This is a genomic window from Streptomyces sp. NPDC094143, from assembly GCF_040303825.1.
GTDB lineage: Bacteria > Actinomycetota > Actinomycetes > Streptomycetales > Streptomycetaceae > Streptomyces.
The window spans coordinates 228524-255057 of record NZ_JBEOTZ010000009.1 but is presented as its reverse complement, the minus strand read 5'-3'; the positions used below and the strand labels follow the sequence as shown (position 1 = coordinate 255057).

Below are 26534 nucleotides of genomic sequence, written 5' to 3'. Positions count from 1 at the left end.
TTCGGCCATCCAGAGGTGTACATCATCGCGCTGCCGTTCTTCGGCATCATCAGTGAGGTCATCCCGGTCTTCTCCCGCAAGCCGATGTTCGGCTACACGGGCCTGATCGGCGCGACCATCGCGATCGCGGGCCTGTCCGTGACGGTGTGGGCGCACCACATGTACGTCACCGGCGGTGTGCTGCTGCCGTTCTTCTCCTTCATGACCTTCCTCATCGCGGTCCCGACCGGTGTGAAGTTCTTCAACTGGATCGGCACCATGTGGAAGGGCTCGCTGTCCTTCGAGACACCCATGCTCTGGGCCACCGGCTTCCTGATCACCTTCACCTTCGGTGGTCTGACCGGTGTCATCCTGGCCTCGCCGCCGATGGACTTCCACGTCTCCGACTCCTACTTCGTGGTGGCCCACTTCCACTACGTCGTCTTCGGCACCGTGGTCTTCGCGATGTTCTCCGGCTTCCACTTCTGGTGGCCGAAGTGGACCGGCAAGATGCTGGACGAGCGCCTGGGCAAGATCACCTTCTGGACGCTGTTCATCGGCTTCCACGGCACGTTCCTGGTCCAGCACTGGCTGGGCGCCGAGGGCATGCCGCGCCGTTACGCCGACTACCTGGCGGCCGACGGCTTCACCGCGCTGAACACGATCTCGACGATCAGCTCGTTCCTGCTCGGCATGTCGATCCTGCCGTTCTTCTACAACGTGTGGAAGACGGCCAAGTACGGCAAGCCGGTCAACGTCGACGACCCGTGGGGCTACGGCCGCTCCCTGGAGTGGGCCACCTCCTGCCCGCCGCCCCGCCACAACTTCATCACCATGCCGCGGATCCGCAGTGAATCCCCGGCGTTCGACCTGCACCACCCGGAGATCGCCGCCCTCGACCAGCTCGAGAACGTGGGCCACGGCGACAAGGCTCTGGCTGGCGGCAAGGAGGCCGGCAAGTGAAGATCCAGGGCAAGATGTTCATGTGGCTGAGCGTCTTCATCCTCGTCATGGCGATCGTCTATGGCTGGTGGTCGAAGGAGCCGGCCGGCACCACGGCGCTCTTCCTGGCCTTCGGCCTGGCCATCATGATCGGCTTCTACCTCGGCTTCACGGCCAAGCGGGTCGACGTGGGCGCCCAGGACGACAAGGAGGCGGACGTCGCCGACGACGCCGGCGAGGTCGGGTTCTTCAGCCCGCACAGCTGGCAGCCGCTCTCCCTGGCCATCGGTGGCGCCCTGGCCTTCCTGGCCGTCGCCATCGGCTGGTGGCTGATGTACTTCTCGCTGCCGATCATCCTGATCGGCATCTGGGGCTGGGTCTTCGAGTACTACCGCGGTGAGAACCGCACCCAGTAACACCGCACCGAGCGCCGCAGGGGCCCGGACACTCCGCGAGGAGTGTCCGGGCCCCTGGTCGTGGGCTCCTGCTTCCGGCGCAATACATGTCACTCGTACGAGTCAGTCGGCGTGCCGCTATTGACGCGACTTCCTAGCGTGAGGCCATGAGCCACACAGCGATATCCCGCCCCCGCGCCGCCGTCGGCTGCGCGTTGCTGGTCATAGCCCTCTGCGCGGGCGTCACCGCCTGCGGCTCCGACGGCAACCCCCTCTCCGCCCGCCCCTACGACGCGGCGGACCAGATCTCCTTCAACACCCCGGACGGCCACAAGAAGGCCGACCCGGACAAGCCCCTGGAAGTCGTCGTCGAGGACTCCGACGGGCGCATCACCGACGTCACCGCCTACGACGCCGCAGGACGCCACGTGGCGGGCGAACTCGCCGCCGACGGGAGCCGCTGGCACAGCACCTCGCCGCTCGCCGCCAACGCCGGCTACACGGTCCGGGTGAGCACCGAGGACGAGGACGGCGCTCCCGGCCGCAAGGTCCTCACCTTCGCCACCGGCAAGCCGGCCGCCAAGAAGCGCCTGGACGTCACCTTCGGCCCCGAGCAGGGCACCTACGGCGTCGGCCAGCCCATCACGGCCGAGCTCAGCCGGCCCGTCAGGGACACGGCGCAGCGGGCCGTCGTCGAACGCGCGCTCAGGGTCTCCTCCACGCCCGCCACGGACGGCGCCTGGCACTGGGTGGACGACAAGAAGCTCCACTACCGCCCGAAGGACTACTGGCCCGCCCAGGCCACCGTCCAGGTCCGCAGCAACCTGGAGGGCATCAAGATCGGCGACCGCATGTGGGGCGGCAGGGCCAAGCCGCTGACCATCACCACGGGCGACAAGGTCGTCGCCGTCACGGACGCCGCGGCCCACCGGATGACCGTCTACAAGAACGACGAGGTCGTCCGCGAGATCCCGGTCACCACGGGCATGCCCGGCTACGACACCCGCAACGGCGTCAAGGTCGTCCTGGCCAAGGAGGGCACCGTCCGGATGACCAGCGCCAGCATCGGCGCCTCGGACTTCTACGACCTGGTCGTCCACCACTCGGTCCGGGTCACCAACAGCGGCGAGTACGTCCACGCCGCCCCTTGGTCGGTGGGCTCCCAGGGCTACGCCAACGTCAGCCACGGCTGCACCGGCATGAGCACCGAGAACGCCGCCTGGTTCTACGAGACCGTCCGCGAGGGCGACATCGTCAAGGTCGTCAACTCCGCCGGCGACACGATGACGCCGTTCGGCAACGGCTACGGCGACTGGAACCTCGACTGGACGAAGTGGCGCACCGGCAGCGCCCTCGTCGGCGGCACCCCGGAGGGCCCCACCCCCGCCGACAGGGCCCGGCTACGCCCGCAGAGCGTCTGACCTGAAGGGGCGCGGGGAACTGCGCGAACAGCCCCCACGCACCCGTACGTCGCTGCGGAACCGGACGTCCCGAGCTCCTAGGCGTTCAGAGCGGCCCTCTCCCGCAACAGGGAGGCCAGGGCGGAGGCGAACTCCACCGGCTCCACCGGCAGCGTCACCGCCGCCTCCGCACGGCTCCACGTCGCCAGCCACGCGTCCTGCGGCCGCCCGATCAGCAACAGCACCGGAGGACAGTCGAAGATCTCGTCCTTGATCTGCCGGCAGAGCCCCATGCCCCCCATCGGCACGGCCTCACCGTCCAGCACGCAGACGTCGATCCCACCGCGGTCCAGCTCCTTGATCACTGCCGCCGGGGTCGCGCACTCCACGAACTCCACCACAGGGACGTCCGGGGCCGGCCGCCGGCCGGTCGCGAGCCGCACCTGTTCGCGGGTGTTGGAGTCGTCGCTGTAGACCAGCACCGTTGCGGTCGGCTGCATTGTTCCTCCGTGACGTCAGCGTCGTAAGGACAGGCCCGTGAGCCGGATGCTACTCCCTTGAACACCACGTCAACACCGGTACGACCGGCTTAGACACTCCGAACGGCACCCCCCGGAGTGAGGGCGGGATAAGCGACCGACATAATGTCGGTCGTGGCGACAGCAACGACAGTAGAAACCGGGCACGCGCACCCGTCGGTCAACCGGCCGAACCTCACCAGCGTCGGAACCATCATCTGGTTGAGTTCCGAGCTGATGTTCTTCGCGGCCCTCTTCGCGATGTACTTCACCCTGCGATCGGTGACCGGTCCTGACTTCTGGCAGGAGAAGGCCGATGCCCTGAACTTCCCGTTCTCGGCGACGAACACCACGATCCTGGTGCTCTCCTCCCTCACCTGCCAGCTCGGCGTCTTCGCCGCCGAGCGCGGTGACGTGAAGAAGCTCCGGATGTGGTTCATCGTCACCTTCATCATGGGTGCGATCTTCATCGGAGGCCAGGTCTTCGAGTACACCGAGCTGGTCAAGCACGAGGGCCTGTCCCTCTCGTCCGACCCGTACGGCTCGGTCTTCTACCTGACCACCGGCTTCCACGGCCTGCACGTGACGGGCGGTCTCATCGCCTTCCTGCTGGTCCTGGGCCGGACCTACGCGGCCCGGAGGTTCACCCACGAGCAGGCGACCGCCGCGATCGTCGTGTCCTACTACTGGCACTTCGTCGATGTCGTCTGGATCGGCCTCTTCGCCACGATCTACATGATCAAGTAGCAGGGCCCGCATCCGCCGCGCCCCACGAGGCGCGCATCCCAGAAGCATCGACGCAGAAGATCCTGACACCGGGGTAATCCGTGAAAAAGCTCTCCGCACGACGACGCCACCCGATGGCGGCGCTCGTCGTCCTACTCCTCGCGCTGGCATGCACCGGGGGGCTGTACGCCGCGTTCGCACCCGCGAGCAAGGCGCAGGCCGACGAATCCGCCCAGTCCCTCACCATCGAGGAGGGCAAGAAGCTCTACTCGGTCGGCTGCGCCAGTTGCCACGGCACCGGCGGTCAGGGCACCTCCGACGGCCCGAGCCTGGTGGGTGTGGGCGCCGCGTCCGTCGACTTCCAGGTGGGCACGGGCCGTATGCCGGCCGCCACCTCCCAGGGCCCGCAGGTCCCGAAGAAGAAGAACATCTACACCCAGGCCGAGATCGACCAGCTCGCGGCGTACATCGCCTCCCTCGGTGCCGGCCCGGCCGTCCCGACGGAGGACCAGTACAGCCCCGAGGGCGCCGACATCGCCAAGGGCGGTGAGCTCTTCCGGACCAACTGCGCGCAGTGCCACAACTTCACCGGCAAGGGTGGCGCGCTGACGCACGGCAAGTACGCGCCGAGCCTGGAGGGCGTCTCCGAGAAGCACATCTACGAGGCCATGCAGACCGGCCCGCAGAACATGCCGTCCTTCCCCGACACCACGCTGTCGGAGAAGAACAAGAAGGACATCATCGCGTACCTCGACGCGGTCAACAGCGAGAAGACCGAGAGCCCCGGTGGCCTCGAACTGGGCGGTCTGGGACCGGTCAGCGAGGGCCTCTTCGGCTGGATCTTCGGTCTCGGCGGACTGATCGCCGTCGCCGTGTGGGTCGCCGCCCGGACCGCAAAGGCCAAGAAGTCATGAGTAGCCAAGAGATTCCAGAAGAGAACCTGCCCGCCGCGCGGTCCGCAGGACATGATGAGCACGGCGTGGTCAGCGTCGCGGACGAGAAGCACCCGTTCGCCGACCCGGGCCTGCCGCCCCACGAGCACCGGATCCAGGACATCGACGAGCGGGCCGCCAAGCGGTCCGAGCGCTCGGTCGCCCTGATGTTCACGGTGTCGATGCTGGCCACCATCGCCTTCATCGCCGCGTTCGTGGCGATCCCGGTCGACAAGTCGGTCTACATCTTCCCGCTCGGCCGCATCAGCGCCCTGAACTTCGCGCTGGGCATGACGCTCGGCATCGCGCTGTTCTGCATCGGCGCCGGCGCCGTCCACTGGGCGCGCACCCTGATGTCGGACGTGGAGATCGCCGACGAGCGGCACCCGATCGAGGCGGAGCCCGAGGTGCGCGAGAAGGTCTTCGCGGACTTCAAGCAGGGCGCCAAGGAGTCCGCGCTCGGCCGCCGCAAGCTGATCCGCAACACCATGCTCGGCGCGCTCACGCTGGTGCCGCTCTCCGGCGTCGTGCTGCTGCGCGACCTCGGCCCGCTGCCCGGCGAGAAGCTCCGCCACACGCTGTGGTCCAAGGGCAAGCTGCTCGTGAACATGAACACGAACCAGCCGCTGCGTCCCTCGGACGTCGCGGTCGGTTCGCTGACCTTCGCCAAGCCCGAGGGCCTGGAGGAGCACGACCACGAGTTCCAGAACGAGATCGCCAAGGCCGCCCTGATGATCGTCCGGATCCAGCCGGAGAACATCAAGGACAAGCGCGAGCTCGAGTGGTCGCACGAGGGCATCGTCGCGTACTCGAAGATCTGCACCCACGTCGGTTGCCCGATCTCCCTGTACGAGCAGCAGACGCATCACGTGCTCTGCCCCTGCCACCAGTCCACCTTCGACCTGTCCGACGGTGCCCGAGTGATCTTCGGTCCCGCCGGTCACGCCCTGCCGCAGCTGCGCATCGGCGTGAACGACGAGGGCTACCTCGAGGCGCTCGGCGACTTCGAAGAGCCCGTCGGTCCTGCCTTCTGGGAGCGCGGATGAGTAACAAGGACGACCGCCGCAAGGCGCCCGCCGGAGAGCGGGTCGCCGACTGGGCCGACGGCCGCCTGGGGATCTACTCCCTGGCCAAGGCCAACATGCGCAAGATCTTCCCGGACCACTGGTCCTTCATGCTGGGTGAGATCTGCCTCTACAGCTTCATCATCATCATCCTGACGGGTGTGTACCTGACGCTGTTCTTCCACCCGTCGATGAACGAGGTGGAGTACCACGGCAGTTACGTCCCGCTCCAGGGGCAGCTGATGTCGGAGGCGTTCGCCTCCACGCTGGACATCAGCTTCGACGTCCGCGGCGGTCTGCTCATCCGGCAGATCCACCACTGGGCGGCGATCATCTTCCTCGCCGGCATGTTCGTGCACATGATGCGCGTCTTCTTCACCGGCGCGTTCCGCAAGCCGCGCGAGATCAACTGGCTGTTCGGCTTCCTGCTGTTCGTCCTCGGCATGTTCACCGGTTTCACCGGCTACTCGCTCCCGGACGACCTGCTCTCCGGCACCGGTGTCCGCTTCACGCAGGGCGCGATCCTGTCCGTGCCGATCGTCGGCACGTACATCTCGATGTTCCTGTTCGGCGGGGAGTTCCCGGGCACCGACTTCGTCGCCCGGTTCTACTCGATCCACATCCTGCTGCTGCCGGGCATCATGCTCGGGCTCGTGGTCGGCCACCTGATCCTGGTCTTCTACCACAAGCACACGCAGTTCGCGGGTCCCGGTCGGACCAACAAGAACGTCGTCGGCATGCCGCTGCTGCCGGTCTACATGGCCAAGGCCGGAGGCTTCTTCTTCCTGGTCTTCGGTGTCATCGCGGCCCTCGCCGGCATCGCCACGGTCAACCCGATCTGGGTCCTCGGCCCGTACCGGCCCGACCAGGTGTCGACCGGCGCGCAGCCCGACTGGTACATGGGCTTCGCCGAGGGTCTGGTCCGCGCCATGCCGGGCTGGGAGATCAACTTCTGGGGTCACACGCTCGTCCTGGGCGTGTTCATCCCGCTGGTCCTCTTCGGTCTGTTCCTCGCGATCATCGCCCTCTACCCGTTCATCGAGTCGTGGGTGACCGGGGACAAGCGCGAGCACCACATCCTGGACCGGCCGCGCAACGCCCCGACGCGCACCGCGTTCGGTGTCGCCTGGGTCACCGGCTACATGATCATGCTGATCGGCGGTGGCAACGACATCGTCGCCACGCACTTCCACCTGTCGATCAACGCGGTCACCTGGTTCGTCCGGATCGGGTTCTTCGCCGGACCGGTCATCGCGTTCATCATCACCAAGCGGATCTGCCTCGGCCTGCAGCGCCGGGACAAGGACAAGGTGCTGCACGGCCGCGAGTCGGGCATCATCAAGCGCCTGCCGCACGGTGAGTTCATCGAGGTGCACGAGCCGCTCAGCCAGGAGCAGATGTACACGCTCACGGCGCACGAGCAGTACAAGCCGGTCGAGCTCGGCCCGACGGTCGACGAGAACGGTGTCGAGCGCAAGGTGAAGGGCTCCGAGAAGCTGCGCGCCAAGCTCAGCGACGCCTACTACGGCGAGGGCGCCCAGATCCCGAAGCCCACCGTCGAGGAGTACCGGGAGATCACGAGCGGCCACGGCCACCACTGATCACTGCTTCGCCACGCCACGGCAAGGGCCCCGTCCGGTGTTCGGACGGGGCCCTTCGCGCTGTGTGGGGCTGGATAGGGTGGACCTCGTCGAGACTCACGTCCCGCAGTGCGGGACGCCTGACCCTGGAGCGGCTTATGAGCGCTGTGACCCCCGCTGGAGGCGACACCGCGGCGGGCCGCTCCTGGCCCCTGCTGTTGAACGGCCTGCTTCAGGGCCGGGACCTGACCGCCGACGACACCGCGTGGGCGATGGACCTGATCATGCGCGGCGAGGCGACCGACGCGCAGATCGCCGGGTTCGTGGTGGCGCTGCGCGCCAAGGGGGAGACCGTCGAGGAGATCGCCGGGTTCGTCCGGGCGATGTACGAGCACGCCAACGTCATCGAGGTGCCGGGCCCGGCGGTCGACATCGTCGGCACGGGCGGCGACGGCGCGAAGACCGTCAACATCTCCACGATGTCGGCCATCGTCATCGCCGGCACGGGCGCGAAGGTCGTCAAGCACGGCAACCGCGCGGCGTCCTCGGCGTCCGGCGCCTCCGACGTCCTGGAGAAGCTCGGCGTCAACCTGGAGCTGCCGGTGCACCGGGTGGCCGGGGTGGCCGAGGAGGCCGGGATCACGTTCTGCTTCGCGGCGAAGTTCCACCCGTCGATGCGGTACGCGGGCGCGGCCCGCGGGCAGCTGGGCATCCGGACCATCTTCAACGTCCTCGGTCCGCTGACCAACCCCGCGAAGGTCCGCGCCCAGGCGGTCGGCGTGGCCGACCCGCGCATGGCGCCGATCGTGGCCGGCGTCTTCGCCGGGCGCGGCCACTCCTCCCTGGTCTTCCGCGGCGACGACGGCCTCGACGAACTGACCACCACCGCCACCTCCCGGGTCTGGATCGTCCGCGACGGCAAGGTGACCGAGGAGGCCTTCGACCCGCGCGAGGTGGGCCTCGAACTGGTTCCGGTGGAGGCCCTGCGCGGCGCGGACGCCTCGTACAACGCCGAGGTCGCCCGCCGCCTGCTGGACGGCGAGAGGGGCCCGGTGCGGGACGCGGTGCTGCTGAACGCGGCGGCGGCGCTGGTGGCGCTGGAGCCGGGCACGGGCACGCTGGCCGAGCAGATCGGCGCCGGCATGGCCAGGGCGGCGGAGTCGATCGACTCGGGGGCCGCCAAGCGGACCCTGGAGCGGTGGGTGGCCGCCAGCAACGCCTGACGCGTGAGACGCGTCCCGTGATCCGGACACGGGTTGCGGGACGCCGATCACTTCACGTACGTTCCCGTACCAGGTCATGAGTGACAGTCATGAGGCCCCGGCCGACTGTCCGGCAACCCTCCGTCCGTGGCGGGGTGCCCCGGGTGAAGACCAGGCCGCAGGCAGCGAGGTCTGCGGCAAGCGCGGACCCCTCGCGACACCAGGGGTCCTGGTCGACGAGGAGTCTTCCGTGAGTCAGCGAATGCGATAGGGCCGCAGAGCCCCGCCTCCGCACCCCCTTCCTCTCTCTTCACCCCTGTCTCACGGGAGTTCGCCATGTCCGTCTCCGCCGTTGCCGCCGACCGGTCCGTTTGTGCCCCACTGCCCGTTCTGGGGCGGGATGTCACCGTGCCGCTCGTGACCGGCGGTGAGGTCACCTACGCCGCGCTCGACTACGCCGCCAGCGCCCCGGCGCTGCAGCGGGTCTGGGACGACGTCGCCGCCTACGCGCCGTACTACGGCAGCGTCCACCGCGGTGCCGGGTACCTGTCCCAGCTGTCCACGGACCTGTTCGAGAACGCCCGCCGGACCGTCGCCGAGTTCCTCGGCTGCCGCGCCGGCGACCAGGTCGTGTTCACCCGCTCCACCACCGACTCGCTCAACCTCCTCGCCGCCGCCCTCCCGGAGGGGTGCGAGGTCTTCGTGTTCGAGACCGAGCACCACGCCTCCCTGCTGCCCTGGCGCGACGCCCGCGTCACCTTCCTCGACGCTCCGAGGAGCCACCGCGAGGCCGTCGGGACCCTGGAGCGCGCCCTCGCCGGCCGGGACTCCCACGGGCCCGCCCTCGTCTGCGTCACCGGCGCCTCGAACGTCACCGGCGAGCTGTGGCCCGTACGGGAGCTGGCGGCCGCCGCGCACGCCCACGGGGCGCGGATCGTGCTGGACGCCGCCCAGCTGGCCCCGCACCACCCGGTGTCCGTCGCGGACCTCGACGTCGACTGGGTCGCCTTCTCCGGGCACAAGCTGTACGCGCCCTTCGGCTCCGGCGTCCTGGCCGGGCGGGCCGACTGGCTGGGCGCGGCGGAGCCGTACCTCGCGGGCGGCGGGGCCAGCCGCAAGGTAGCGCGGCGTGCGGACGGGGGCGTGGACGTGGAGTGGCACGAGAGCGCCGCCCGTCACGAGGCCGGCTCCCCGAACGTCATCGGCGCCTACGCCGTCGCCTCCGCCTGCAAGGCCCTCACCGAGGCCGGGTTCGACACCCTCGTCGCCCGCGAGCGGTACCTGATCGAGAAGGTGCGCGCGGGGCTCGCCGAGGTGCCCGAGGTCCGCACCCTCTCCCTCTTCGGGGACGACGCCCCGCGGGTCGGCGTGATCTCCTTCGTCGTCGACGGCTGGAACAGCTCCCACTTCGCCGCCGCCCTCTCGGCCGAGTACGGCATCGGTGTGCGGGACGGGCTGTTCTGCGCCCACCCGCTGCTGCGTACGCTGCTCGGCAGCGACCCGCAGACGCAGGGCGAGTGCGGGGCGCCGGAGGCAGCGCCGGGGGAGAAGTCCCTCAACGCCGTCCGTGTGAGCTTCGGGGCCGGTACGCCGGACGAGCACGTCGAACGGTTCGTGCACGCGGTGAAGGAGCTCGTCACGGACGGCGCGAAGTGGAACTACCGCACGGAGGAAGGGCGTTGCGTCCCGGACACCTCGGCGTGACGCGGTAGCCGGCCGCCCAGGACGATCATCCGCAGGGCCCGTTCGGTGGCGTCGGTGAGCAGCTCGCCCGCCCGCAGCAGCGCCTCCGCCAGCTCCATCGGGGCGGGCAGGATGCCGTGGCAGGCGTCCACGCCCGGCACCTGGTGCGCGCCCTCGCCGAGGGTGCCGGCCGGCGCCGGGACCGGGCGTCCGTACCGCTTGGCCCGGCGGGCCACCTCGGCCGGGACCTTGCCGCGCGGCGTCTGGTGGTCCAGGGTGCCCTCGGCGGTGACGACCAGATCGGCGCGGGCCGGCCGGACGTCCAGGTCGAGGTGGTCCAGCAGCACGTCGAAGCGGGGCAGGAGCCGGGCGCCCAGTGCGGCGGGCCCGCCATCACCAGCGGCAGCCACAGCAGGATCCGGACCCGGGCGGAGATCCGCCGGCGGCCGCCGTCAGCCCTCGGATCCGGGGCCGTCGTCGTCGCCCGGCCCGTCGTCCGAGGTGCCCTGGCCGCGGCCGTCGTCATCATCGTCACTCGCTGAGCTGTCGGTCACCGGGGGGCCGCGAGACCGCCTCGTCGCCCGGGGCGGACCCGCCCGGCGCGGGCGTCGAGGAGGGCTGGAGCGTGGAGGTGGGCGTGGGCGTACCGCGGTCCAGCTCCACCTGCTGGGACGGGACCCTGGGCGCCTCGGAACGGTCCGCGAGGGCGTAAGCCGGTCGCGGCGATGCCCAGGGGGATCAGCACGACGGCGGACAGGGCCGCCATACGACGGGAGAAAGCCATGGGCCCGATCCTGCGGACACGGGCGGGGGAGCGGGATGAAGCCCGGATGAAGAACTCTTCACCATCCGCGTCCGGGGGCGGGTCTCAGTTGTCGAGACCGATCGCGAACGCCGCCTCCAGGTCGTGCTGCGAGTACGTGCGGAACGCCACGTGCGTGTCCGTGCCCTCCACCCCGGGGATCTTGCTGATCCGGCCGGGGATCACCTCGGCCAGGTCCTCGTGCTCCTTGACCCGGACCATGGCGATCAGGTCGTAGGTGCCGGTGACGGAGAAGACCTCGCTGACGTTGTCCAGCGCCGCGATCGACTCGGCGATCTCGGGGATCCGGTCCACGCTGGTCTTGATGAGGACGATCGCGGTGATCACGGCTGGTTCTCTCCCTCGGGGGCCGGAGCAGGGGCGGCCTTCACTCTAGTGGGGCCGGTCGGGCGGCCGTAGCGGACGGAGGCGTAGCCGAAGCCCAGACCGAATCCGATGAGGTGGGCGAGGTAGGCCACCCCCGGCCCGGCCGGGGCCCGCCCCGCCGCCAGCCACTGCAGGGCCGCCCAGAACGGCAGCACGATCCACGCCGGGAAGCGCACCGGCAGGAAGAACAGGAACGGCAGGAGACTGGTCACCCGGGCCCGGGGGAACAGGTACAGGAACGCGCCGAGGACCGCCGAGATGGCTCCCGAGGCACCGACCAGGGACTGCTCGGAGTCCGCGTTGGCGACGGCGTAGCCCAGCAGGGCCAGATAGCCGCAGCCGACGTAGAACAGGGTGAACTGCACGCGGCCCATCCGTTCCTCGGTCATCGCCCCGAAGACGTAGAGGAAGAGCATGTTGCCGAGCAGGTGCACCCAGCTGCCGTGGACGAACAGCGCCGTCGCGGGGGTCAGGGGTGAGCCCCCGGACCCGTCGGACAGGTCTGCGGGGATCACGCCCCAGCGCCGGAAATAGGCCCGCTGCGCGGCGAGCAGCTCGTCCCCCGAGCCGTAGGCCGGATTCAGGCCCGAGGCGGGTCCGGCCAGGAAGACCGCGCAGCACAGCGCGATCAGCGCGTACGTCACCGGCGCCGAGGACCCCCTGATCGCTCTGCCGCCCCGGACGATCGACGCACTCCACTTCCTGATCATGAATACAGAGCATGACGTAACCGGACGCAACAGCACAGACCGCCTCGCCGCCGTGGACACGCGGGCGGCGAGCACCCGCCAGGCCGTAGGGTTACGAGCCACACGCACCGGGAGGCCGGTCGCGTCACGGACACTAGAAGGAAAGAGAACAGGTCACGATGACGGTTCCCCTGCCGACCGCCTCGACGCGGTGGCGCTGCACCCTCTGCGGCAACCTCACGAGGTTCGACGTGACCCGTTCGTCCAAGGTCGTCGAGTACGTCCACCTTGACCTGGCCGGGGAGCCGAAGGTCGAGGAGCGCGAGGTGCTCAGTGAGACCATCGAGTCGGTGCGCTGCCGCTGGTGCAACGCGGTGGACCAGGTGGAACTCGTGGACAGGCCGGGCGCCGGCTCCTGAGGATGGGGGTCCCCCCGCTCGAGCGACGTCGAGAGTGGGGGAGGGCCCCGCACGGATTGAGGTGTGACGGATGGTGGAGACCACGGGCGGGGGGCCGGGCGACGGCGCCGCCGAGGTGCTCGACCGTCCGCTGCCCGACGGCGTGCGTCGCAGGGTCGTCCAGATCGTCTCGGACGGCTTCGGCTCCCTGACGGTCGGCGAGCTGCCCGCGCAGCTGCGGCAGTACGCCCGGTTCGCCCCGAACCGCCGGGCCAAGTTCGCCGGCAACGCCATGGCCGCGGCGCTGGAGACCGACCCGCTGTTCCGGCAGCGCATCGGGGAGAAGCTCAGAGAGACCCAGCCGGAACTGACCGGCGCCCTCGACTCAGGCTCCCCGCCCCTGGCCGCGGACCCGCTCGACGTGGCGGCCGCGGCCTACGTACTGCGGCCGCCCGGCTGGGTGAAGCTCGTGGCCGCCGCCGGCGAGGAGGTTCAGCGGGCCGACGCCGAGCGTGCCGACGAGGAGAACCGTGCGGAGCTGGAGCGGCTGCGCGCCGAGCTCGACCGGGCCCGTGACCACACCCGGGCCGAGACCGAGCGGCTGCGCGGGGAACTGGATTCGGCCAAGAAGGAAACCGAGTCGCTGCACCGCAAGCTCCGCGCCGCCCTCAGCGACGTCAAGCGCGGCGAGGCCGCCCTGCGCAAGGTCCAGGGGGAGATCGAGGCCGTGCGCGCCGACGCGCACGCCCAGGTCTCCGCCGCCGAGAGCGAGACCCGGCGGGTCAAGGCCCGGCTCGGGGAGACCGAGGCCGCGCTGGAGGCGGCCCGGCGCGCCGCCCGGGAGGGCCGCAGCGTCGAGGACATGCGGGTGCGGCTGCTGCTGGACACCCTGCTGGACGCCACCCAGGGGCTGCGCCGCGAACTCGCCCTGCCGCCGGTTTCGGTGCGGCCCGCCGAGACCGTCGACGCCGTCGAGCCGGGCCGGATGACCCCGAAGGACATCGCCGCGCGCGCCCTGTCGGAGAACGACCCGCAGGTCCTCGACCAGCTGCTCGCGCTGCCGCAGGCCCATCTCGTCGTCGACGGCTACAACGTCACAAAGACCGGCTATCCGCAGATGCCGCTGGAGAAGCAGCGCCTGCGGCTGCTCGGTCAGCTCTCCCAGCTGGCCGCGCAGAGCGGGGCCGAGGTGACCTGTGTCTTCGACGGCGCCGAACTGGCCGCGCCGGTGCTGCTCGCGCCGCCGCGCGGCGTGCGCGTGCTGTTCTCGAAGCCCGGCGTCACCGCCGACGAGCTCATCCGCCAGCTGGTGCGCGCCGAACCGCCCGGCCGCCCGGTCATCGTGGCCTCCACCGACCGCGAGGTCGCCGACGGCGTGGCCCGCGCCGGGGCCCGGCCGGTCGCCTCCGCGATGCTCCTCAAGCGCCTTTCGCGGGCCTAGGGGCCGTACGTCCCATGCGTAACCTCCGGGCGTGATGCCCGAATTGGTGAGACCTGTGAACCACGTTGGGTCAAGTGGGTCTCACCGCCTGTGAGTCCAGGTGAAAAGATGGCCTACCGTGACGTGATTTTTCATCTGAGGATTTGAACTGATCACAGGAAGGTCACTAGGGTCAGGCCCCGAACCTCCGCTCGGGTGATCACTCATCGGGAGAGACGGCGGAGGGGCTGAGAAGGAGCTTTTCACCCGTGGCGTCCCACCGTCGTCCCAAGCAGCCGAGCCGCGCACGTGTGACCGTGCTGACCACCGCCGCCGCCGCTGCCGTCGCCTTCAGCTCGCAGGCCGCCAACGCCGCCCCCAGCGAGAAGCCGAGCAAGGACGAGGTCAAGGCCAAGGTCGACAAGCTCTACGAGGAGGCCGAGCAGGCCACCGAGAAGTACAACGGCGCCAAGGAGAAGCAGGAGAAGCTCCAGAAGGAGATCTCCACCATCCAGGACAACGTCGCCCGCGGCCAGGAGGAGCTCAACGAGCTGCGCGACAGCCTCGGCCTCGCCGCCGCCTCGCAGTACCGCACCGGCAGCATCGACCCCTCGGTCCAGCTCTTCCTCTCCTCGAACCCGGACGACTACCTCGACAAGGCCTCCACGCTCGACCAGTTGAGCGGCCAGCAGGTCGAGGCGCTGAAGAAGGTCCAGGAGAAGCAGCGCGAACTCGCCCAGGAGCGCGCCGAGGCCTCCGAGAAGCTCAAGGACCTCGCCTCCACCCGCGCCGAACTCGGCAAGAAGAAGAAGGAAGTCCAGGGCAAGCTCGCCTCCGCGCAGAAGCTGCTCAACAGCCTCTCCGCCGCAGAGAAGGCCAAGCTCGCCGAGGAGCAGAACCGCGCCAGCCGGACCGCCGAGCGCGACGCCCTCACCAGCAACGTGCCGCCCGGTTCCGGACGCGCCGCCGCCGCCTTCGCCTTCGCCCAGAGCCAGCTCGGCAAGCCCTACGTCTACGGCGCCACGGGCATGAGCTCCTTCGACTGCTCCGGCCTGACCTCCCGGGCCTACGCGGCCGCCGGCGTGCAGATCCCGCGCACCTCCGAGGCGCAGACCACGATCGGCACCAAGATCTACTCGGTCAGCCAGCTCAAGGTTGGCGACCTGGTCTTCTTCTTCAACGACCTGCACCACGTCGGCCTCTACGCCGGCAACGGGCAGATCATCCACGCCCCGCGCACCGGCACGGTCGTGCGCTACGAGTCGATGAACACCATCGGCGGCCCCTTCATGTTCGGCGTCCGGGTCTGATCCCAGCCCTCCGGCGTCTCTCGCAGCGGGACGCCGTGTCCGCCATTCGGGCGAATCACGACCGCCCCGAATGAGCCCCCGCCCCGCCGGTGACCTGCGTCAGCGGTGGGGCGTCCTGCCGCGTACCCACGGATGGTCGTTGGCGGCCCCCGGTCTCGGGGCTACTGTCTGCCGCGTTCCAAGTCCGTCAGCGGAAGGAGAGCGGCTTCCCGTGGGGTCCCATCGCCGCCTTGCACCGTCCGGCTTCGACCGGGGCGCCAGCGTCGCGGTCAGCCTGCTGTCCGTCGCCGCCGCCGCCCTGGCCGCGGTACCGGCCGCGGCCGCACCGTACGACGACACCCGGGCCAAGGTGGACCGGCTCTACGAGCAGGCCGAGAAGGCGACCGAGGCCTACAACGCGGCCGACGAGCGCGCCGACGCGCTGCGCGAGGAGGTCGGCACCGCCCGGGACCGGATCGCCCGGCAGCAGCAGCGCATCAACTCCATGCGGGAGTCGCTCGGTTCGCTCGCCGGCGCCCAGTACCGGTCGGGCGGCATCGACCCGGCCGTGGCCCTGCTGTTCTCCGACGACCCGGACGACTACCTCGACAAGGCGTCCCGGCTCGACCGCATCACCGCCCACCAGGCCGGCGAACTGAAGGACCTCCAGGACGCCATGCGCGAACTCGCCCAGGACCGTGAGGAGGCGGCGGACAAGCTCCGTGAACTGGAGCGGAGCCGCAAGGCCGTCGCCGCCCACAAGAAGACCGTCGAGCGCAAACTCGCCTCGGCGCGGCGGCTGCTCAACTCCCTGCCCGACAACGAACGCGACGCCTACGACCGGGCCTCCCGCTCCGGCCGCGACGACGTGCCCGACCTCGGCGGCGTCACCGCCGCCTCGGGACGCGGCGCCGCCGCGGTCGCCGCCGCCCGCAGCGCCCTCGGCAAGCCCTACGTGTGGGGCGCCAGCGGGCCCACCGGCTTCGACTGCTCGGGCCTGATGCAGTGGTCGTACGCCCAGGCCGGGGTCTTTCTGCCGCGCACCTCGCAGGCCCAGCGGTTCGCCGGCCGGCAGGTCCCGCTGTCCGAGGCGCGCCCCGGAGACCTGGTCGTCTACCGGGCCGACGCCAGCCACGTCGGGATGTACATGGGCAACGGCCAGGTCATCCACGCGCCCTATCCCGGCGCGCCCGTGCGCTACGACCCGGTCGGGATGATGCCCGTGTCGTCGGTCACCAGGGTCTGACCGACGCCGCCCCGCGCCCGTATTCTCGGGGCGTGGCTGGTCGACGGTGGGGCTCCGGGGTGGTGGCGCTGGTGCTGCTGCTCGCCGCCCTGGTGGGGTGCGGCGGCCCGTCCGCGACCGACAGTGCCACGGCCGACGTCCAGCGGCTGCTGGACCGGCGGGCCGCAGCGGTCGTCGACCGCGACGAGCGGGCCTACCAACGGACGGGCACCGCAGCCGACTTCCACCGGCTGCGGGCCGTGCCCGTGGCCGGCTGGTCCTACCGCGTGACCGCGCTGCGCCGCAGCGGGGACACGGCCACCGCCGACGCCGAACTGCGCTACAGCGTCGCCGGGTACGACCGGGCGCCGGTGACCGCCGGGCGCACGCTGCGGCTGAGCCGCGACGCCGGCGGACGGTGGTCCGTCGTCGACGACCGGCCCGCCAGGAAGTCCGCGCAGCAGCTGTGGGACCAGGGCACGGTGCGGATCGTGCGGGGCACGCACAGCCTCGTCCTCGGCGTCGGCCAGTCCGACCGGTCCCTGCGCGGCTTCGCCGATCTGGCGGACCGGGCGGTGCCCGCCGTGTCGGACGCGTGGGGCACGCGGTGGAGCCGGCGCGTCGTCGTGCTCGTGCCGAAGTCGCTGGAGGGGATGGCGGGGCTGCTCGGCTCGCCCGCCTCCTCCTACCGCGGCATCGCGGCCGTCACCTCCGGTGAGACGGGCGCCCCGGCCCGGGCGCCGGCGGACCGGATCATCGTCAACCCGGACGCGTTCGCCCTCCTCGGCAGCCTCGGGGAGCAGGTCGTCGTCACCCACGAGACCACCCATGTCGCCACCCGGGCCCAAACCACCGCGGCCACGCCGCTGTGGCTGTCCGAGGGCTTCGCCGACTGGGTCGGCTACCGCTCCGTCGGCCGCACGCCCGCCGAGGCCGCCCCCGAACTGACCCGCGCCGTGGACCGGGGGCGGCTTCCTGCGGCGCTCCCGGCCGACAAGGACTTCGGCTTCACCGGCGACTCCGGCCGTCTGGCCCGCGCCTACGAGAGCGGCTGGACGGCGTGCCGGATGATCGCCGACCGCTGGGGCGAGTCACGGCTGCGCGCGTTCTACCGGGCCGTGGGCGAGCACGACGAGCGGGCCGGGGCGGTGGAGGAGGCGATGCGCGAGGTCCTGGGGACCATGCCGGAGGCCTTCACGGCGCAGTGGCGGGAGTATCTGCGCACGCAGCTGGGCTGAGGGCACCTTCCCGGGGCGGGCCGGTCAGGAGTCCGGCGTCCGGCCGAGCTGCTCGACGGCCTCCCGCAGCCAGGCCCGTTCGCCTCGCCCGTCGCCGGGCGGCCCGGAGCATGCCCTGGCGGAACAGGTCGTCCGTCTCCTCGGCGCTGACCGGCCTGCCGGACGTGGGGCAGAAGACCGGTGCCCTGGCCCTGGTCGCGATCGTGGCACGGCTCGGGGTGCCGGCCGTGGCCGCGTACGCGATCGCCTGCAAGGAAGGCCAGGTACGTGGCGACCACGTCCTTCCACGCCGTCCGTCAGGCCGCCTCGACCCACACCGCGCACACGCGGGGAGCGGGCCGGGACGAGCGGCGGGCCGTCGGGCGGCAGGCCGTGCCCCTGTCCGGTGCCCTCGCACTGGCCGCGGCCGTCCTGCTGTCCCTCACCGCCCCCCGGGTCATGGCCGCCTTCACAGCCGCGCGCGAGGGCGTGCCCTTCCTGCGGTGCGCCGGGCCCTGCCTGCTGCTGTCGGGCTGCCTCATCGCGCTGGGCGGGGTCTTCGAGGGCGCCGGGAGGCATCGGCGCTGCTGTGGGTCGCCTGCTCGGCACGGCCGTCCAGCCGGGGCTCGCGCCCGGGCCGGCGGGGCCGGGGCTGCCCGGGGTGTGCCCGGCGCCGGCGGCCGCCGCGGCGGTGCGGTGCGCCCTGGCGGGGCCGCTGTTCCGGCGTGCCCCGGATCAGGAGGAGACGGGGGTCTCGCCGGCGCGGGCGGGCTGAGGGGCCCGGGCGGCGGGCAGCGTGCGCGGGACCGTCGCCCGCCACAGGGCCCGGGCGGCGATCAGCGCGGCGGCCACCAGCAGGCCGTTGCGCAGGAACAGCAGGGTCAGGCCCAGCCCGTCGCTGGCCACGACACCGGCGAAGTACAGCGGGAACTCCAGCACCGTCACGAAGCACGCGACCAGCACGAGAACGACCGGCACCCGCATCCGGCTGCCCGGGAAGTACAGGCACACCGCCGCCAGCCCGACCAGCCACACCATGTACTGGGGGCTGATCACGCGGCTGGTGGTGGTGAACATCAGCACCGCCACGAACGCCGCGTCGGCGAGGGTGTGTTCCTCGAAGCGCCTGGCCAGCAGCCGCCACAGCACCAGCCAGCCGAACGCCGCCCCCGTCAGGAACAGCGCGCCCGTGCTCACCTCCTTCACGTACGGCCCGAGGAACTCGATCGAGCCGTAGTTCAGCCGCACCTCGCCCTGCCAGCCGAAGTGCCGGGCGACGTGGAAGACCAGCGCGCCCAGCGACTCCACCTCCGTGCCCCGGTCGCGCTGGAACGTCAGGAAGGCGAACGCGCCCGGCATGGCCAGGGCGAACCCACCCGCCACCACGACCCCGGTCACCAGGGCCGACACCCAGGCGCTGCCGCGGCGGGCGCCCAGCAGCAGCATCGCCGGCCAGACCTTCAGCAGCGCGCCGAACGCCGCCAGGGCCCCCATCGCCCTCGGGTGCCGGGCACCCGCGAGCAGCGCCGCCACCGCCACCGCCGTGACCATCACGTCGTAGCGGGCGTACACCGTCGGCCCGAGCAGCGGCACGCCGGTCACCCACACCCAGGCGCCGCGCAGCGACCGGCCCGGGCGGCGTCCCGCGTACGTCAGGAGCGCCAGCACGGCCAGGTCGGTGACGCAGACCAGGACGAAGAACGCCGTCGCGTAGTCCAGGAAGGGCAGCAGGCCGGGGGAGAGGATCGCCAGCGCCGCGGCCGGCGGGTACTGCCAGGTGACGTCCTCCAGAGGGAACGTTCCGCTGCGCAGGACGCCGTACCAGCCCTGGTAGATCACCTGCACGTCGCTGGTGACGTCCGGGCCGGGGAAGACGTACACCTTCAGCACGAACAGCAGGAGCATCAGCCTGGTGAGACACCAGACCACCGGCAGCCATGCCAGGGACCGCCTCGTGCCCGTCGTCTCCACGTGATTCCCTGCCCGTTCGCCCGCCGTGTCGAGGGGGCCATCATGGGCCCGTCAGCTGTGAGCGTGCCATACGAGCCGCCGAGCAGGGCCGCGAGGGCCCGTTCGATAGGGTCGGCGGCGTGCGCAAGACCCTGATCGTGACCAACGACTTCCCACCCCGGCCCGGCGGCATCCAGGCGTTCCTGCACAACATGGCGCTGCGGCTGGACCCCGGGCAGTTGGTCGTCTACGCCTCGACCTGGAAGCGGACCCGGGAGGGCGTCGAGGCGACCCGCGCCTTCGACGCCGAGCAGCCCTTCACCGTCGTGCGCGACCGTACGACCATGCTGCTGCCCACACCGGGAGCCACCCGGCGGGCCGTCCGACTGCTGCGCGAGCACGGCTGCACCTCCGTGTGGTTCGGGGCGGCGGCCCCGCTCGGCCTGATGGCACCGGCCCTGCGCGTCGCGGGCGCCGAGCGGCTGGTCGCCACCACGCACGGCCACGAGGCCGGCTGGGCGCAACTGCCCGCCGCCCGGCAGCTGCTGCGCCGCATCGGGGACGCCACGGACACGATCACCTACCTCGGCGAGTACACGCGCTCGCGGATCGCCTCCGCCCTCACGCCCGAGGCGGCCGCCCGCATGGTCCAGCTGCCGCCGGGCGTCGACGAGAAGACCTTCCACCCCGGCTCGGGCGGCGACGAGGTCCGGGCCCGCCTGGGCCTCACGGACCGCCCGGTCGTGGTCTGCGTCTCCCGCCTCGTCCGGCGCAAGGGCCAGGACACCCTGATCAGGGCCATGCCGAGGATCCTCGCGGCCGAGCCGGACACGGTGCTGCTCGTCGTCGGGGGCGGCCCGTACGAGAAGGACCTTCGGCGGCTGGCCCACGAGACCGGCGTCGCCGCCTCGGTCCGCTTCACCGGCTCCGTCCCCTGGTCCGAGCTCCCCGCCCACTACGGCGCCGGCGACGTCTTCGCGATGCCCTGCCGCACGCGCCGCGGCGGCCTGGACGTCGAGGGCCTCGGCATCGTCTACCTGGAGGCCTCCGCGACGGGCCTCCCGGTCGTCGCCGGCGACTCGGGCGGCGCCCCCGACGCGGTCCTGGACGGCGAGACCGGCTGGGTGGTGCGCGGCGGCTCCCCCGAGGAGGCGGCCGACCGCATCACCACCCTCCTCGGTGACGCGGAGCTGCGCCGCAGGATGGGGGAGCGGGGCCGCGAGTGGGTCGAGCAGAAGTGGCGCTGGGACCTGCTGGCGGAGCACCTCGAGAACTTGCTGTAGTACGACTGCCCTGAAGGGGCGCGGGGAACTGCGCGATCGACCACGACGCACCCGCACCCGCCCGCGGCGAATACATGGCACCCCACTGGGCGGAACCCCGTGGCCGCCCCCGGCGGGTCAGTTCGCGTAGATCGCCTCGATCTCGTGCGCGTAGTCCTTCGCCACCACGTTCCGCTTCAGCTTCAGCGAGGGCGTCAGGTGGCCCGACTCCTCCGTGAACTGGGAGGACAGAATGCGGAACTTCCGCACCGATTCCGCCTTCGACACCGCGGCGTTGCCGTCGTCGACCGCGGCCTGGACCGCGGCGAGCAGGTCCGGGTCCTCGCGCAGCGACGCCGCGGTGGAACCCGCCGGCTTGCCGTGGTCGGCGCACCAGCGGCCCAGGAACTCCTCGTCGAGGGTGACCAGCGCGCCCACGAACGGCCGCCCGTCGCCCACCACCATGCACTCGGCGACCAGCGCGTGCGCCCGGATGCGGTCCTCGATCACGGCCGGGGCGACGTTCTTGCCGCCCGCGGTGACGATGATCTCCTTCTTGCGGCCGGTGATCCTGAGGTAGCCGTCCTCGTCGAGGGTGCCGATGTCACCGGTGTGGAACCAGCCGTCGGCCAGCGCCTCCGCGGTCGCGCCGGGGTTGTTCCAGTACTCCTTGAACAGGTGCTCGCCGTGCAGCAGCACCTCGCCGTCGTCGGCGATCCGCACCACCGAGCCGGGCAGCGGCTGGCCGACCGTGCCGATCTTCTGCCGGTCCCAGGGGTTGAACGCGGTGGCGGCACAGGACTCGGTCAGCCCGTAGCCCTCCAGCACCGTGAAGCCGATGCCGCGGAAGAAGTGCCCGAGCCGCTCGCCGAGCGGGGCACCGCCGGAGATGGCGTACTCGCCGCGGCCGCCGAGGACCGCGCGCAGCTTGCCGTAGACGAGCGTGTCGAACGCCTTGTGCTTGATCCTCAGGCCGAACGACGGCCCCGAGGGGGTGTCCAGCGCCTTGCTGTAGGCGATCGCGGTGTCGGCGGCCTTGTCGAAGATCTTGCCCTTGCCGTCGGCCTGCGCCTTGGCGCGCGCCGAGTTGTAGACCTTCTCGAAGACGCGCGGCACCCCGAGGATCAGCGTCGGCCGGAACGCGGCCAGCTCGTCGGTGAGGTTCTTGATGTCCGGGACGCAGCCGAGCTTGATCGGCGCCATCATCGGCGCGATCTGCACCAGCCGCCCGAAGACGTGCGCGAGCGGCAGGAACAGCAGCACCGAGCACTCGCCCGTGCGGAACAGCGGACGCAGCCGCTCCACGATGTTGCCGCACTCCGCGAAGAAGCTGCGGTGGGTGAGCACACAGCCCTTGGGGCGGCCGGTGGTGCCCGAGGTGTAGACGATGGTCGCCGGGTCGTCGGCCTTGGCGACGGAGCCGCGCTCCTCGACCGTCTCGTCCGTGACGTCCTGGCCGAGCCGGGCCAGCTCGTCGAGGCCGCCGCCCTCGATCTGCCACACGTGCTTGAGCGCCGGCAGCCCCTCGCGCACCGACTCGACGGCGGCCGTGTGGGCGTCGGTCTCCACGACGCAGGCGGTCGCCCCCGAGTCGCCGAGGATCCAGCGCACCTGCTCCGGCGAACTCGTCTCGTACACCGGCACGGTCACCGCGCCGGCGCTCCAGATCGCGAAGTCGAGCAGCGTCCACTCGTAGCGGGTGCGGGACATCAGGCCCACCCGGTCGCCCGGCTGGACCCCGGCGGCGATCAGGCCCTTGGCGGCCGTGACCACCTCGGCGAGGAAGGCGGTGGCCGAGACGTCCTGCCAGGTGCCTGCGACCTTGCGGGCGATGACGGCGACGTCCGGGTGCTGCGCGGCGTTTCTGCGGACGATGTCGGTCAGGTTCCCGTCCGCGGGGACCTCGTACAAAGCCGGAAGGCTGAACTCGCGCAAGACTGCTGCTCCTCATAGGGCGCCGGCGCCACGACGGTGTGTGCTGCGACGGTGCGGTCCAAGGCTCGGGCAGGTGCTCGGGCATTCACTTGTTGAAATGCAGAGCACGACTGGACTGCCCGGACGTTACCCGCCGGTATGGCTTCTCCGACAGGGGGTCCCGTCGAGATGTTCGCTGCGTCACACAGTTGGGTATTCCTTCGCGCACAGTAGTCCACGGGCTGAATCACTGACCAGTAACCGCAGGTAGGACCGCCACTGTTCACGTATGCCGCATACGCTTACGCTTGATCGTCATGGCACCCACACCCGCCGGAGACAGAAGGACACGCGTGCACGTGGTCAGCGACGTGCACGGCAACGCCCGTGACCTGGCCAGAGCCGGTGAGGGCGCCGACGCGCTGATCTGCCTGGGCGATCTCGTCCTCTTCCTCGACTACGCCGACCACTCGCGCGGCATCTTCCCCGACCTCTTCGGCGTCGAGAACGCCGACCGCATCGTCGCGCTGCGCACCGCCCGCCGCTTCGAGGAGGCACGGGAGCTCGGGGCCCGGCTGTGGGCCGGCATCGGCGGGGACCGGGCCGCGGTGATCGAGAAGGCGGTGCGCAAGCAGTACGCGGAGCTGTTCGCCGCGTTCCCCACTCCGACGTACGCCACCTACGGCAACGTCGACATGCCGTCTCTGTGGCGGGAGTACGCCGGCCCCGGCACGACGGTCCTCGACGGCGAGCGTGTCGAGATAGGCGGCCGGGTCTTCGGCTTCGTCGGCGGCGGCCTGCGCACGCCGATGCGGACGCCGTACGAGATCAGCGACGAGGAGTACGCGGCGAAGATCGAGGCGCTCGGCGAGGTCGACGTGCTGTGCACGCACATCCCGCCCGAGGTCCCCGAACTCGTCTACGACACCGTCGCGCGCCGCTTCGAGCGGGGCAGCCGGGCCCTGCTGGACGCCATCCGCCGCACCCGGCCCCGCTACTCCCTCTTCGGGCACGTGCACCAGCCGCTGGTGCGCAGGATGCGGATCGGGGCGACCGAGTGTGTGAACGTGGGGCACTTCGCGGGGACCGGGACGCCGTGGGCGCTGGAGTGGTGAGGACGCCCCAGGTCGGGTGAGATCGGCGGGTCCCGTGCGCGGTAGCCTTCACGCTGCACACACGTGCGCACGAGTGCGCACGGCGATCTCTTACCGGCCCGCATCTGGAGGAGCCACGGCGATGGCGGAACACACCAGCTCGAGCATCACCATCGAGGCGGCCCCGGCCGACGTCATGGCGGTCATCGCCGACTTCGAGCGCTACCCGGACTGGACCGGCGAGGTGAAGGAGGCGGAGGTCCTCAAGACCGACGCCCAGGGCCGTGCCGAGCAGGTCCGCCTCGTCATGGACGCCGGCGCGATCAAGGACGACCAGGTGCTCGCGTACACCTGGACCGGTGCGAACGAGGTGTCCTGGACGCTGGTGAAGTCCCAGATGCTGCGCTCCCTCGACGGCACGTACCTGCTGAAGCCGGCGGGGGCGGGCGGCACGGAGGTCACGTACGCGCTCACCGTCGACGTCAAGATCCCCATGCTCGGCATGATCAAGCGCAAGGCGGAGAAGGTCATCATCGACCGGGCGCTGGCGGGACTGAAGAAGCGGGTGGAGTCGGGCAAGTAGGGGTCACGTCGCAGGGGTTCCGTGCTCTGCCGGATGCGGGCGCGTCGCGGCTGGTCGCGCAGTTCCCCGCACCCCTGGGGGCGTGGTGGCACCGGTACCGTTCACCCCCATGCGCACCCTCCTGATCACCGGCCCCGGCGGCAGCGGTCGTACCACCCTCGCGGCCGCGACCGCCCTGGCCGCGGCGGCGCAGGGCACGGACACCCTCGTCCTCGGCACCGACCGCACCGACACCCTCGGTGCCGCCCTCGGCGTCCCGACCGGCCCGGCCCCGGTCGAAGCCGCCCCGCACCTCACCGTCTGGCGCCCCGACCCCGCGCGGGACTTCCGCCGGGACCTCACCGCCCTCCAGGACCGCGCCGCCTCCGCCCTCGACCTCCTGGGCGCCTCCCGCCTGGACCCCGAGGAACTCACCCCGCTGCCCGGCGCCGAGGAACTCGCCCTGCTGCGCGCCCTGCGCGACGCCGCGCTGTCGGAGAGGTACGGCCTCCTCGTCGTCGACCTGCCCCCCGTCCCGCAGGCCCTCGCCCTGCTCGCCCTGCCCGAGGAACTCCGCCGCTACCTGCGCCGCCTGCTGCCGCCCGAGCGGCAGGCCGCCCGCGCCCTGCGCCCCGTCCTCGGCCGGCTCGCCGGCGTCCCGATGCCCGCGGAGTGGCTGTACGAGACGGCGGCCCGCTGGGACGTGGAGCTGGCCGCCGTGGAGGCCGTCGTCGCCGACCGCGACACCGTCGTGCGGCTGGTCGCCGAACCCGGCCCGGCCGGCGCCGACGCCCTGCGCACCGCCGGTCTCGGCCTCGCTCTGCGCGGCCTGCGCACCGACGTCGTCGTCGCCAACCGCGTCCTGCCCGAGGCCTCGGCGGACACCTGGCTGGCCGGCCCGGTCGCCCAGCAGCGCAAGACGCTCGACGAGTGGCGCGAGTCCCACGAGGTGCGCACCGTCGCCCACCTCGGCCGCGACCCGCGCGGCGGCGACGACCTCACCGCCCTGGCCGTGCCCGGTCCCGGCGCGGACGCCCCCGCCGTCGAGTGGCCCGTGACCGACCGGCTCGGCGAGGACGGCGTGCTCGTGTGGCACATCCCGCTGCCCGGCGCCCTGCGCGACGAACTCGACCTCGTGCGGCGCGGCGACGAACTCCTCGTCACGGCGGGGAGGTTCCGCCGGGTCGTCCCCCTGCCCTCCGCGCTGCGCCGCTGCACCGTGGCCGGGGCCGCCCTGCGCGACGGCGAGCTGCGCATCCGCTTCGCCCCCGACCCGAAGCTCTGGCCGCCGTCCCGGTGACGCCGGCCGCTACGCCCGTTCGGGTAACGTCGTAGGGACGAACCGTAGGCAGGAGTCCGTCATGAGCGAAGAGCTCCCCCCGTCCGGTGACACCCCCGACGAGGCCGTGGACGAGACCCGGGCGACCGACGCCGACGCCTGGGCGACGGCGTGCGCCGAGGACCTCGAAGCGGAGCAGGCCCGCCGCCGCACCCAGTACGGCCCGCCCCCCGGCTCCGCGGCCGAGGAGCTCAAAAAGCTCGTCGACGCCGTCGCGGACCGGCTGTCCGGCCTGCAGTCCCCGCTGTTCGGCGCGGTCGCCGGGCCCGCCGCCCAGCAGGTCGTACGGCAGGTCGTCGATCAGGCCAAGGCGGCCGTGGAACCGGTCATCGAGCGCAATCCGGACGTCTTCGACCACCTGGCGGCCGCCGGGAACGAGCTGCTCGCCGCCTACCGCTCCGCCGTCCAGGCCCAGGAGCGCCGCTGGACCGGCCGCGACGACCGAAGCGACCCGCGTGACCTGCACGAACGCCGTGACCCGGGCGACGACGCGGGCCCGGGCGAGCGCATCGACCTCGACTGAGCCCGCGGTCCCCGGCCGAGCGGCGCCCGGCGCGCCGCCGCC

The 26534-nt window shown here is 71.5% G+C and carries 24 protein-coding genes, 2 pseudogenes and 1 riboswitch; of the genes and pseudogenes, 19 read left to right on the top strand and 7 right to left on the bottom strand.

What is annotated here, in order from left to right; translation table 11 throughout:
* From ABTZ58_RS15220 to ABTZ58_RS15210, 3 genes are all read left to right on the top strand, one after another.
* On the top strand, positions 1–942 hold a 942-nt coding region (locus tag ABTZ58_RS15220), incomplete at its 5' end, for a cytochrome c oxidase subunit I (RefSeq protein ID WP_351355617.1).
* Positions 939–1337: a cytochrome c oxidase subunit 4 gene (locus ABTZ58_RS15215; protein WP_351355614.1), complete on the top strand. Its 399-nt coding sequence runs from the start codon at positions 939–941 to the stop codon at positions 1335–1337. The genes ABTZ58_RS15220 and ABTZ58_RS15215, both read left to right, overlap by 4 nt.
* Before the next feature lie 146 nt (positions 1338–1483).
* Positions 1484–2737, top strand: coding sequence for a L,D-transpeptidase (locus ABTZ58_RS15210; protein ID WP_351355611.1), 1254 nt, complete (start codon positions 1484–1486; stop codon positions 2735–2737).
* A 77-nt stretch (positions 2738–2814) separates the two neighbouring features.
* On the opposite strand, the gene ABTZ58_RS15205 is transcribed toward ABTZ58_RS15210, so the two are convergent.
* The gene (locus ABTZ58_RS15205; RefSeq protein ID WP_351355608.1) at positions 2815–3216 is read right to left on the bottom strand and encodes a response regulator; all 402 of its coding nucleotides are present in this window, start codon (positions 3214–3216) and stop codon (positions 2815–2817) included.
* A gap of 144 nt (positions 3217–3360) precedes the next feature.
* On the opposite strand from ABTZ58_RS15205, the gene ctaE reads away from it, so the two are divergent.
* The 6 genes from ctaE (at position 3361) to ABTZ58_RS15175 (ending at position 10442) form a co-directional block, all read left to right on the top strand.
* On the top strand, positions 3361–3981 hold the full coding sequence (gene ctaE, locus ABTZ58_RS15200; RefSeq protein ID WP_309095172.1) for an aa3-type cytochrome oxidase subunit III: 621 nt from the start codon (positions 3361–3363) through the stop codon (positions 3979–3981).
* An 80-nt stretch (positions 3982–4061) separates the two neighbouring features.
* Positions 4062–4874 carry a cytochrome bc1 complex diheme cytochrome c subunit gene (gene qcrC, locus ABTZ58_RS15195; RefSeq protein ID WP_309095173.1) on the top strand — a complete coding sequence of 271 codons (813 nt, stop codon included), beginning with the start codon at positions 4062–4064 and terminating at the stop codon, positions 4872–4874.
* On the top strand, positions 4871–5938 hold the full coding sequence (gene qcrA, locus ABTZ58_RS15190) for a cytochrome bc1 complex Rieske iron-sulfur subunit (protein ID WP_309095174.1): 1068 nt from the start codon (positions 4871–4873) through the stop codon (positions 5936–5938). The genes qcrC and qcrA overlap by 4 nt, the downstream gene beginning before the upstream one ends.
* On the top strand, positions 5935–7557 hold the full coding sequence (qcrB, locus tag ABTZ58_RS15185) for a cytochrome bc1 complex cytochrome b subunit (RefSeq protein ID WP_309095175.1): 1623 nt from the start codon (positions 5935–5937) through the stop codon (positions 7555–7557). The genes qcrA and qcrB overlap by 4 nt, the downstream gene beginning before the upstream one ends.
* A 137-nt stretch (positions 7558–7694) precedes the next feature.
* A complete protein-coding gene (gene trpD, locus ABTZ58_RS15180) occupies positions 7695–8759 on the top strand; it encodes an anthranilate phosphoribosyltransferase (protein ID WP_351355604.1) in 1065 nt (354 codons plus the stop codon).
* A 72-nt stretch (positions 8760–8831) separates the two neighbouring features.
* Positions 8832–8948: riboswitch (SAM riboswitch) on the top strand.
* 126 nt (positions 8949–9074) lie between these two features.
* Positions 9075–10442 (top strand): aminotransferase class V-fold PLP-dependent enzyme, encoded by a 1368-nt coding sequence (locus tag ABTZ58_RS15175; RefSeq protein ID WP_351355601.1) that lies wholly within the window; start codon positions 9075–9077, stop codon positions 10440–10442.
* On the opposite strand, the pseudogene ABTZ58_RS15170 reads toward ABTZ58_RS15175, so the two are convergent.
* The 4 genes and pseudogenes from ABTZ58_RS15170 to ABTZ58_RS15155 form a co-directional block, all read right to left on the bottom strand.
* Positions 10397–10861, bottom strand: a pseudogene (locus tag ABTZ58_RS15170) (glycerate kinase); the annotation flags it as partial. The gene ABTZ58_RS15175 and the pseudogene ABTZ58_RS15170 sit on opposite strands and share 46 nt — an antisense overlap.
* 12 nt (positions 10862–10873) lie before the next feature.
* Positions 10874–11205: pseudogene (locus tag ABTZ58_RS15165) on the bottom strand (small secreted hydrophilic protein).
* Positions 11206–11289: 84 nt separating this feature from the next.
* Entirely contained in the window at positions 11290–11571 is a 282-nt protein-coding gene (locus ABTZ58_RS15160) for an Lrp/AsnC family transcriptional regulator (RefSeq protein WP_059416330.1), read from the bottom strand.
* A complete protein-coding gene (locus ABTZ58_RS15155) occupies positions 11568–12320 on the bottom strand; it encodes a rhomboid family intramembrane serine protease (RefSeq protein WP_351355598.1) in 753 nt (250 codons plus the stop codon). The genes ABTZ58_RS15160 and ABTZ58_RS15155 overlap by 4 nt, the downstream gene beginning before the upstream one ends.
* A 158-nt stretch (positions 12321–12478) precedes the next feature.
* On the opposite strand from ABTZ58_RS15155, the gene ABTZ58_RS15150 reads away from it, so the two are divergent.
* From ABTZ58_RS15150 to ABTZ58_RS15130, 5 genes are all read left to right on the top strand, one after another.
* The gene (locus tag ABTZ58_RS15150) at positions 12479–12718 is read left to right on the top strand and encodes a hypothetical protein (protein WP_010048941.1); all 240 of its coding nucleotides are present in this window, start codon (positions 12479–12481) and stop codon (positions 12716–12718) included.
* Positions 12719–12788: 70 nt separating this feature from the next.
* A complete protein-coding gene (locus ABTZ58_RS15145; protein WP_351355595.1) occupies positions 12789–14138 on the top strand; it encodes an NYN domain-containing protein in 1350 nt (449 codons plus the stop codon).
* A 248-nt stretch (positions 14139–14386) separates the two neighbouring features.
* Complete coding sequence (locus ABTZ58_RS15140; protein ID WP_351355592.1) at positions 14387–15427, top strand: C40 family peptidase; 1041 nt, start codon at positions 14387–14389, stop codon at positions 15425–15427.
* Positions 15428–15638: 211 nt separating this feature from the next.
* Complete coding sequence (locus tag ABTZ58_RS15135) at positions 15639–16652, top strand: C40 family peptidase (RefSeq protein WP_351355589.1); 1014 nt, start codon at positions 15639–15641, stop codon at positions 16650–16652.
* Between the two features lie 32 nt (positions 16653–16684).
* Positions 16685–17869 carry a hypothetical protein gene (locus ABTZ58_RS15130; RefSeq protein ID WP_351355586.1) on the top strand — a complete coding sequence of 395 codons (1185 nt, stop codon included), beginning with the start codon at positions 16685–16687 and terminating at the stop codon, positions 17867–17869.
* Between the two features lie 714 nt (positions 17870–18583).
* Here ABTZ58_RS15130 and ABTZ58_RS15125 read toward each other — a convergent pair.
* On the bottom strand, positions 18584–19819 hold the full coding sequence (locus tag ABTZ58_RS15125; RefSeq protein WP_351355583.1) for a glycosyltransferase 87 family protein: 1236 nt from the start codon (positions 19817–19819) through the stop codon (positions 18584–18586).
* Between the two features lie 119 nt (positions 19820–19938).
* On the opposite strand from ABTZ58_RS15125, the gene ABTZ58_RS15120 reads away from it, so the two are divergent.
* The gene (locus tag ABTZ58_RS15120; protein ID WP_351355580.1) at positions 19939–21081 is read left to right on the top strand and encodes a glycosyltransferase family 4 protein; all 1143 of its coding nucleotides are present in this window, start codon (positions 19939–19941) and stop codon (positions 21079–21081) included.
* A 117-nt stretch (positions 21082–21198) separates the two neighbouring features.
* Here ABTZ58_RS15120 and ABTZ58_RS15115 read toward each other — a convergent pair whose 3' ends face one another.
* Entirely contained in the window at positions 21199–22995 is a 1797-nt protein-coding gene (locus ABTZ58_RS15115; protein WP_351355577.1) for an AMP-dependent synthetase/ligase, read from the bottom strand.
* A gap of 338 nt (positions 22996–23333) precedes the next feature.
* Between ABTZ58_RS15115 and ABTZ58_RS15110 the strand changes: the two genes are divergently transcribed.
* The 4 genes from ABTZ58_RS15110 (at position 23334) to ABTZ58_RS15095 (ending at position 26492) form a co-directional block, all read left to right on the top strand.
* Positions 23334–24089 (top strand): metallophosphoesterase family protein, encoded by a 756-nt coding sequence (locus ABTZ58_RS15110; protein WP_351355642.1) that lies wholly within the window; start codon positions 23334–23336, stop codon positions 24087–24089.
* Between the two features lie 121 nt (positions 24090–24210).
* Positions 24211–24651 (top strand): SRPBCC family protein, encoded by a 441-nt coding sequence (locus ABTZ58_RS15105; RefSeq protein ID WP_351355574.1) that lies wholly within the window; start codon positions 24211–24213, stop codon positions 24649–24651.
* 109 nt (positions 24652–24760) lie between these two features.
* On the top strand, positions 24761–25930 hold the full coding sequence (locus ABTZ58_RS15100; RefSeq protein WP_351355572.1) for an ArsA family ATPase: 1170 nt from the start codon (positions 24761–24763) through the stop codon (positions 25928–25930).
* Positions 25931–25991: 61 nt separating this feature from the next.
* On the top strand, positions 25992–26492 hold the full coding sequence (locus tag ABTZ58_RS15095; RefSeq protein ID WP_351355569.1) for a DUF5304 domain-containing protein: 501 nt from the start codon (positions 25992–25994) through the stop codon (positions 26490–26492).
* The last annotated feature ends 42 nt before the right edge of the window (positions 26493–26534 follow it).

What these genes read in the sequence shown, in the direction of transcription:
- ABTZ58_RS15210 (WP_351355611.1), top strand. Translation starts at nt 1,484, where the DNA reads ATGAGCCACACAGCGATATCCCGCCCCCGCGCCGCCGTCGGCTGCGCG.
- ABTZ58_RS15205 (WP_351355608.1), bottom strand. Translation starts at nt 3,216, where the DNA reads ATGCAGCCGACCGCAACGGTGCTGGTCTACAGCGACGACTCCAACACC.
- ctaE (WP_309095172.1), top strand. Translation starts at nt 3,361, where the DNA reads ATGTCGGTCGTGGCGACAGCAACGACAGTAGAAACCGGGCACGCGCAC.
- qcrA (WP_309095174.1), top strand. Translation starts at nt 4,871, where the DNA reads ATGAGTAGCCAAGAGATTCCAGAAGAGAACCTGCCCGCCGCGCGGTCC.
- qcrB (WP_309095175.1), top strand. Translation starts at nt 5,935, where the DNA reads ATGAGTAACAAGGACGACCGCCGCAAGGCGCCCGCCGGAGAGCGGGTC.
- trpD (WP_351355604.1), top strand. Translation starts at nt 7,695, where the DNA reads ATGAGCGCTGTGACCCCCGCTGGAGGCGACACCGCGGCGGGCCGCTCC.
- ABTZ58_RS15175 (WP_351355601.1), top strand. Translation starts at nt 9,075, where the DNA reads ATGTCCGTCTCCGCCGTTGCCGCCGACCGGTCCGTTTGTGCCCCACTG.
- ABTZ58_RS15155 (WP_351355598.1), bottom strand. Translation starts at nt 12,320, where the DNA reads ATGATCAGGAAGTGGAGTGCGTCGATCGTCCGGGGCGGCAGAGCGATC.
- ABTZ58_RS15150 (WP_010048941.1), top strand. Translation starts at nt 12,479, where the DNA reads ATGACGGTTCCCCTGCCGACCGCCTCGACGCGGTGGCGCTGCACCCTC.
- ABTZ58_RS15145 (WP_351355595.1), top strand. Translation starts at nt 12,789, where the DNA reads ATGGTGGAGACCACGGGCGGGGGGCCGGGCGACGGCGCCGCCGAGGTG.
- ABTZ58_RS15105 (WP_351355574.1), top strand. Translation starts at nt 24,211, where the DNA reads ATGGCGGAACACACCAGCTCGAGCATCACCATCGAGGCGGCCCCGGCC.
- ABTZ58_RS15100 (WP_351355572.1), top strand. Translation starts at nt 24,761, where the DNA reads ATGCGCACCCTCCTGATCACCGGCCCCGGCGGCAGCGGTCGTACCACC.
- ABTZ58_RS15095 (WP_351355569.1), top strand. Translation starts at nt 25,992, where the DNA reads ATGAGCGAAGAGCTCCCCCCGTCCGGTGACACCCCCGACGAGGCCGTG.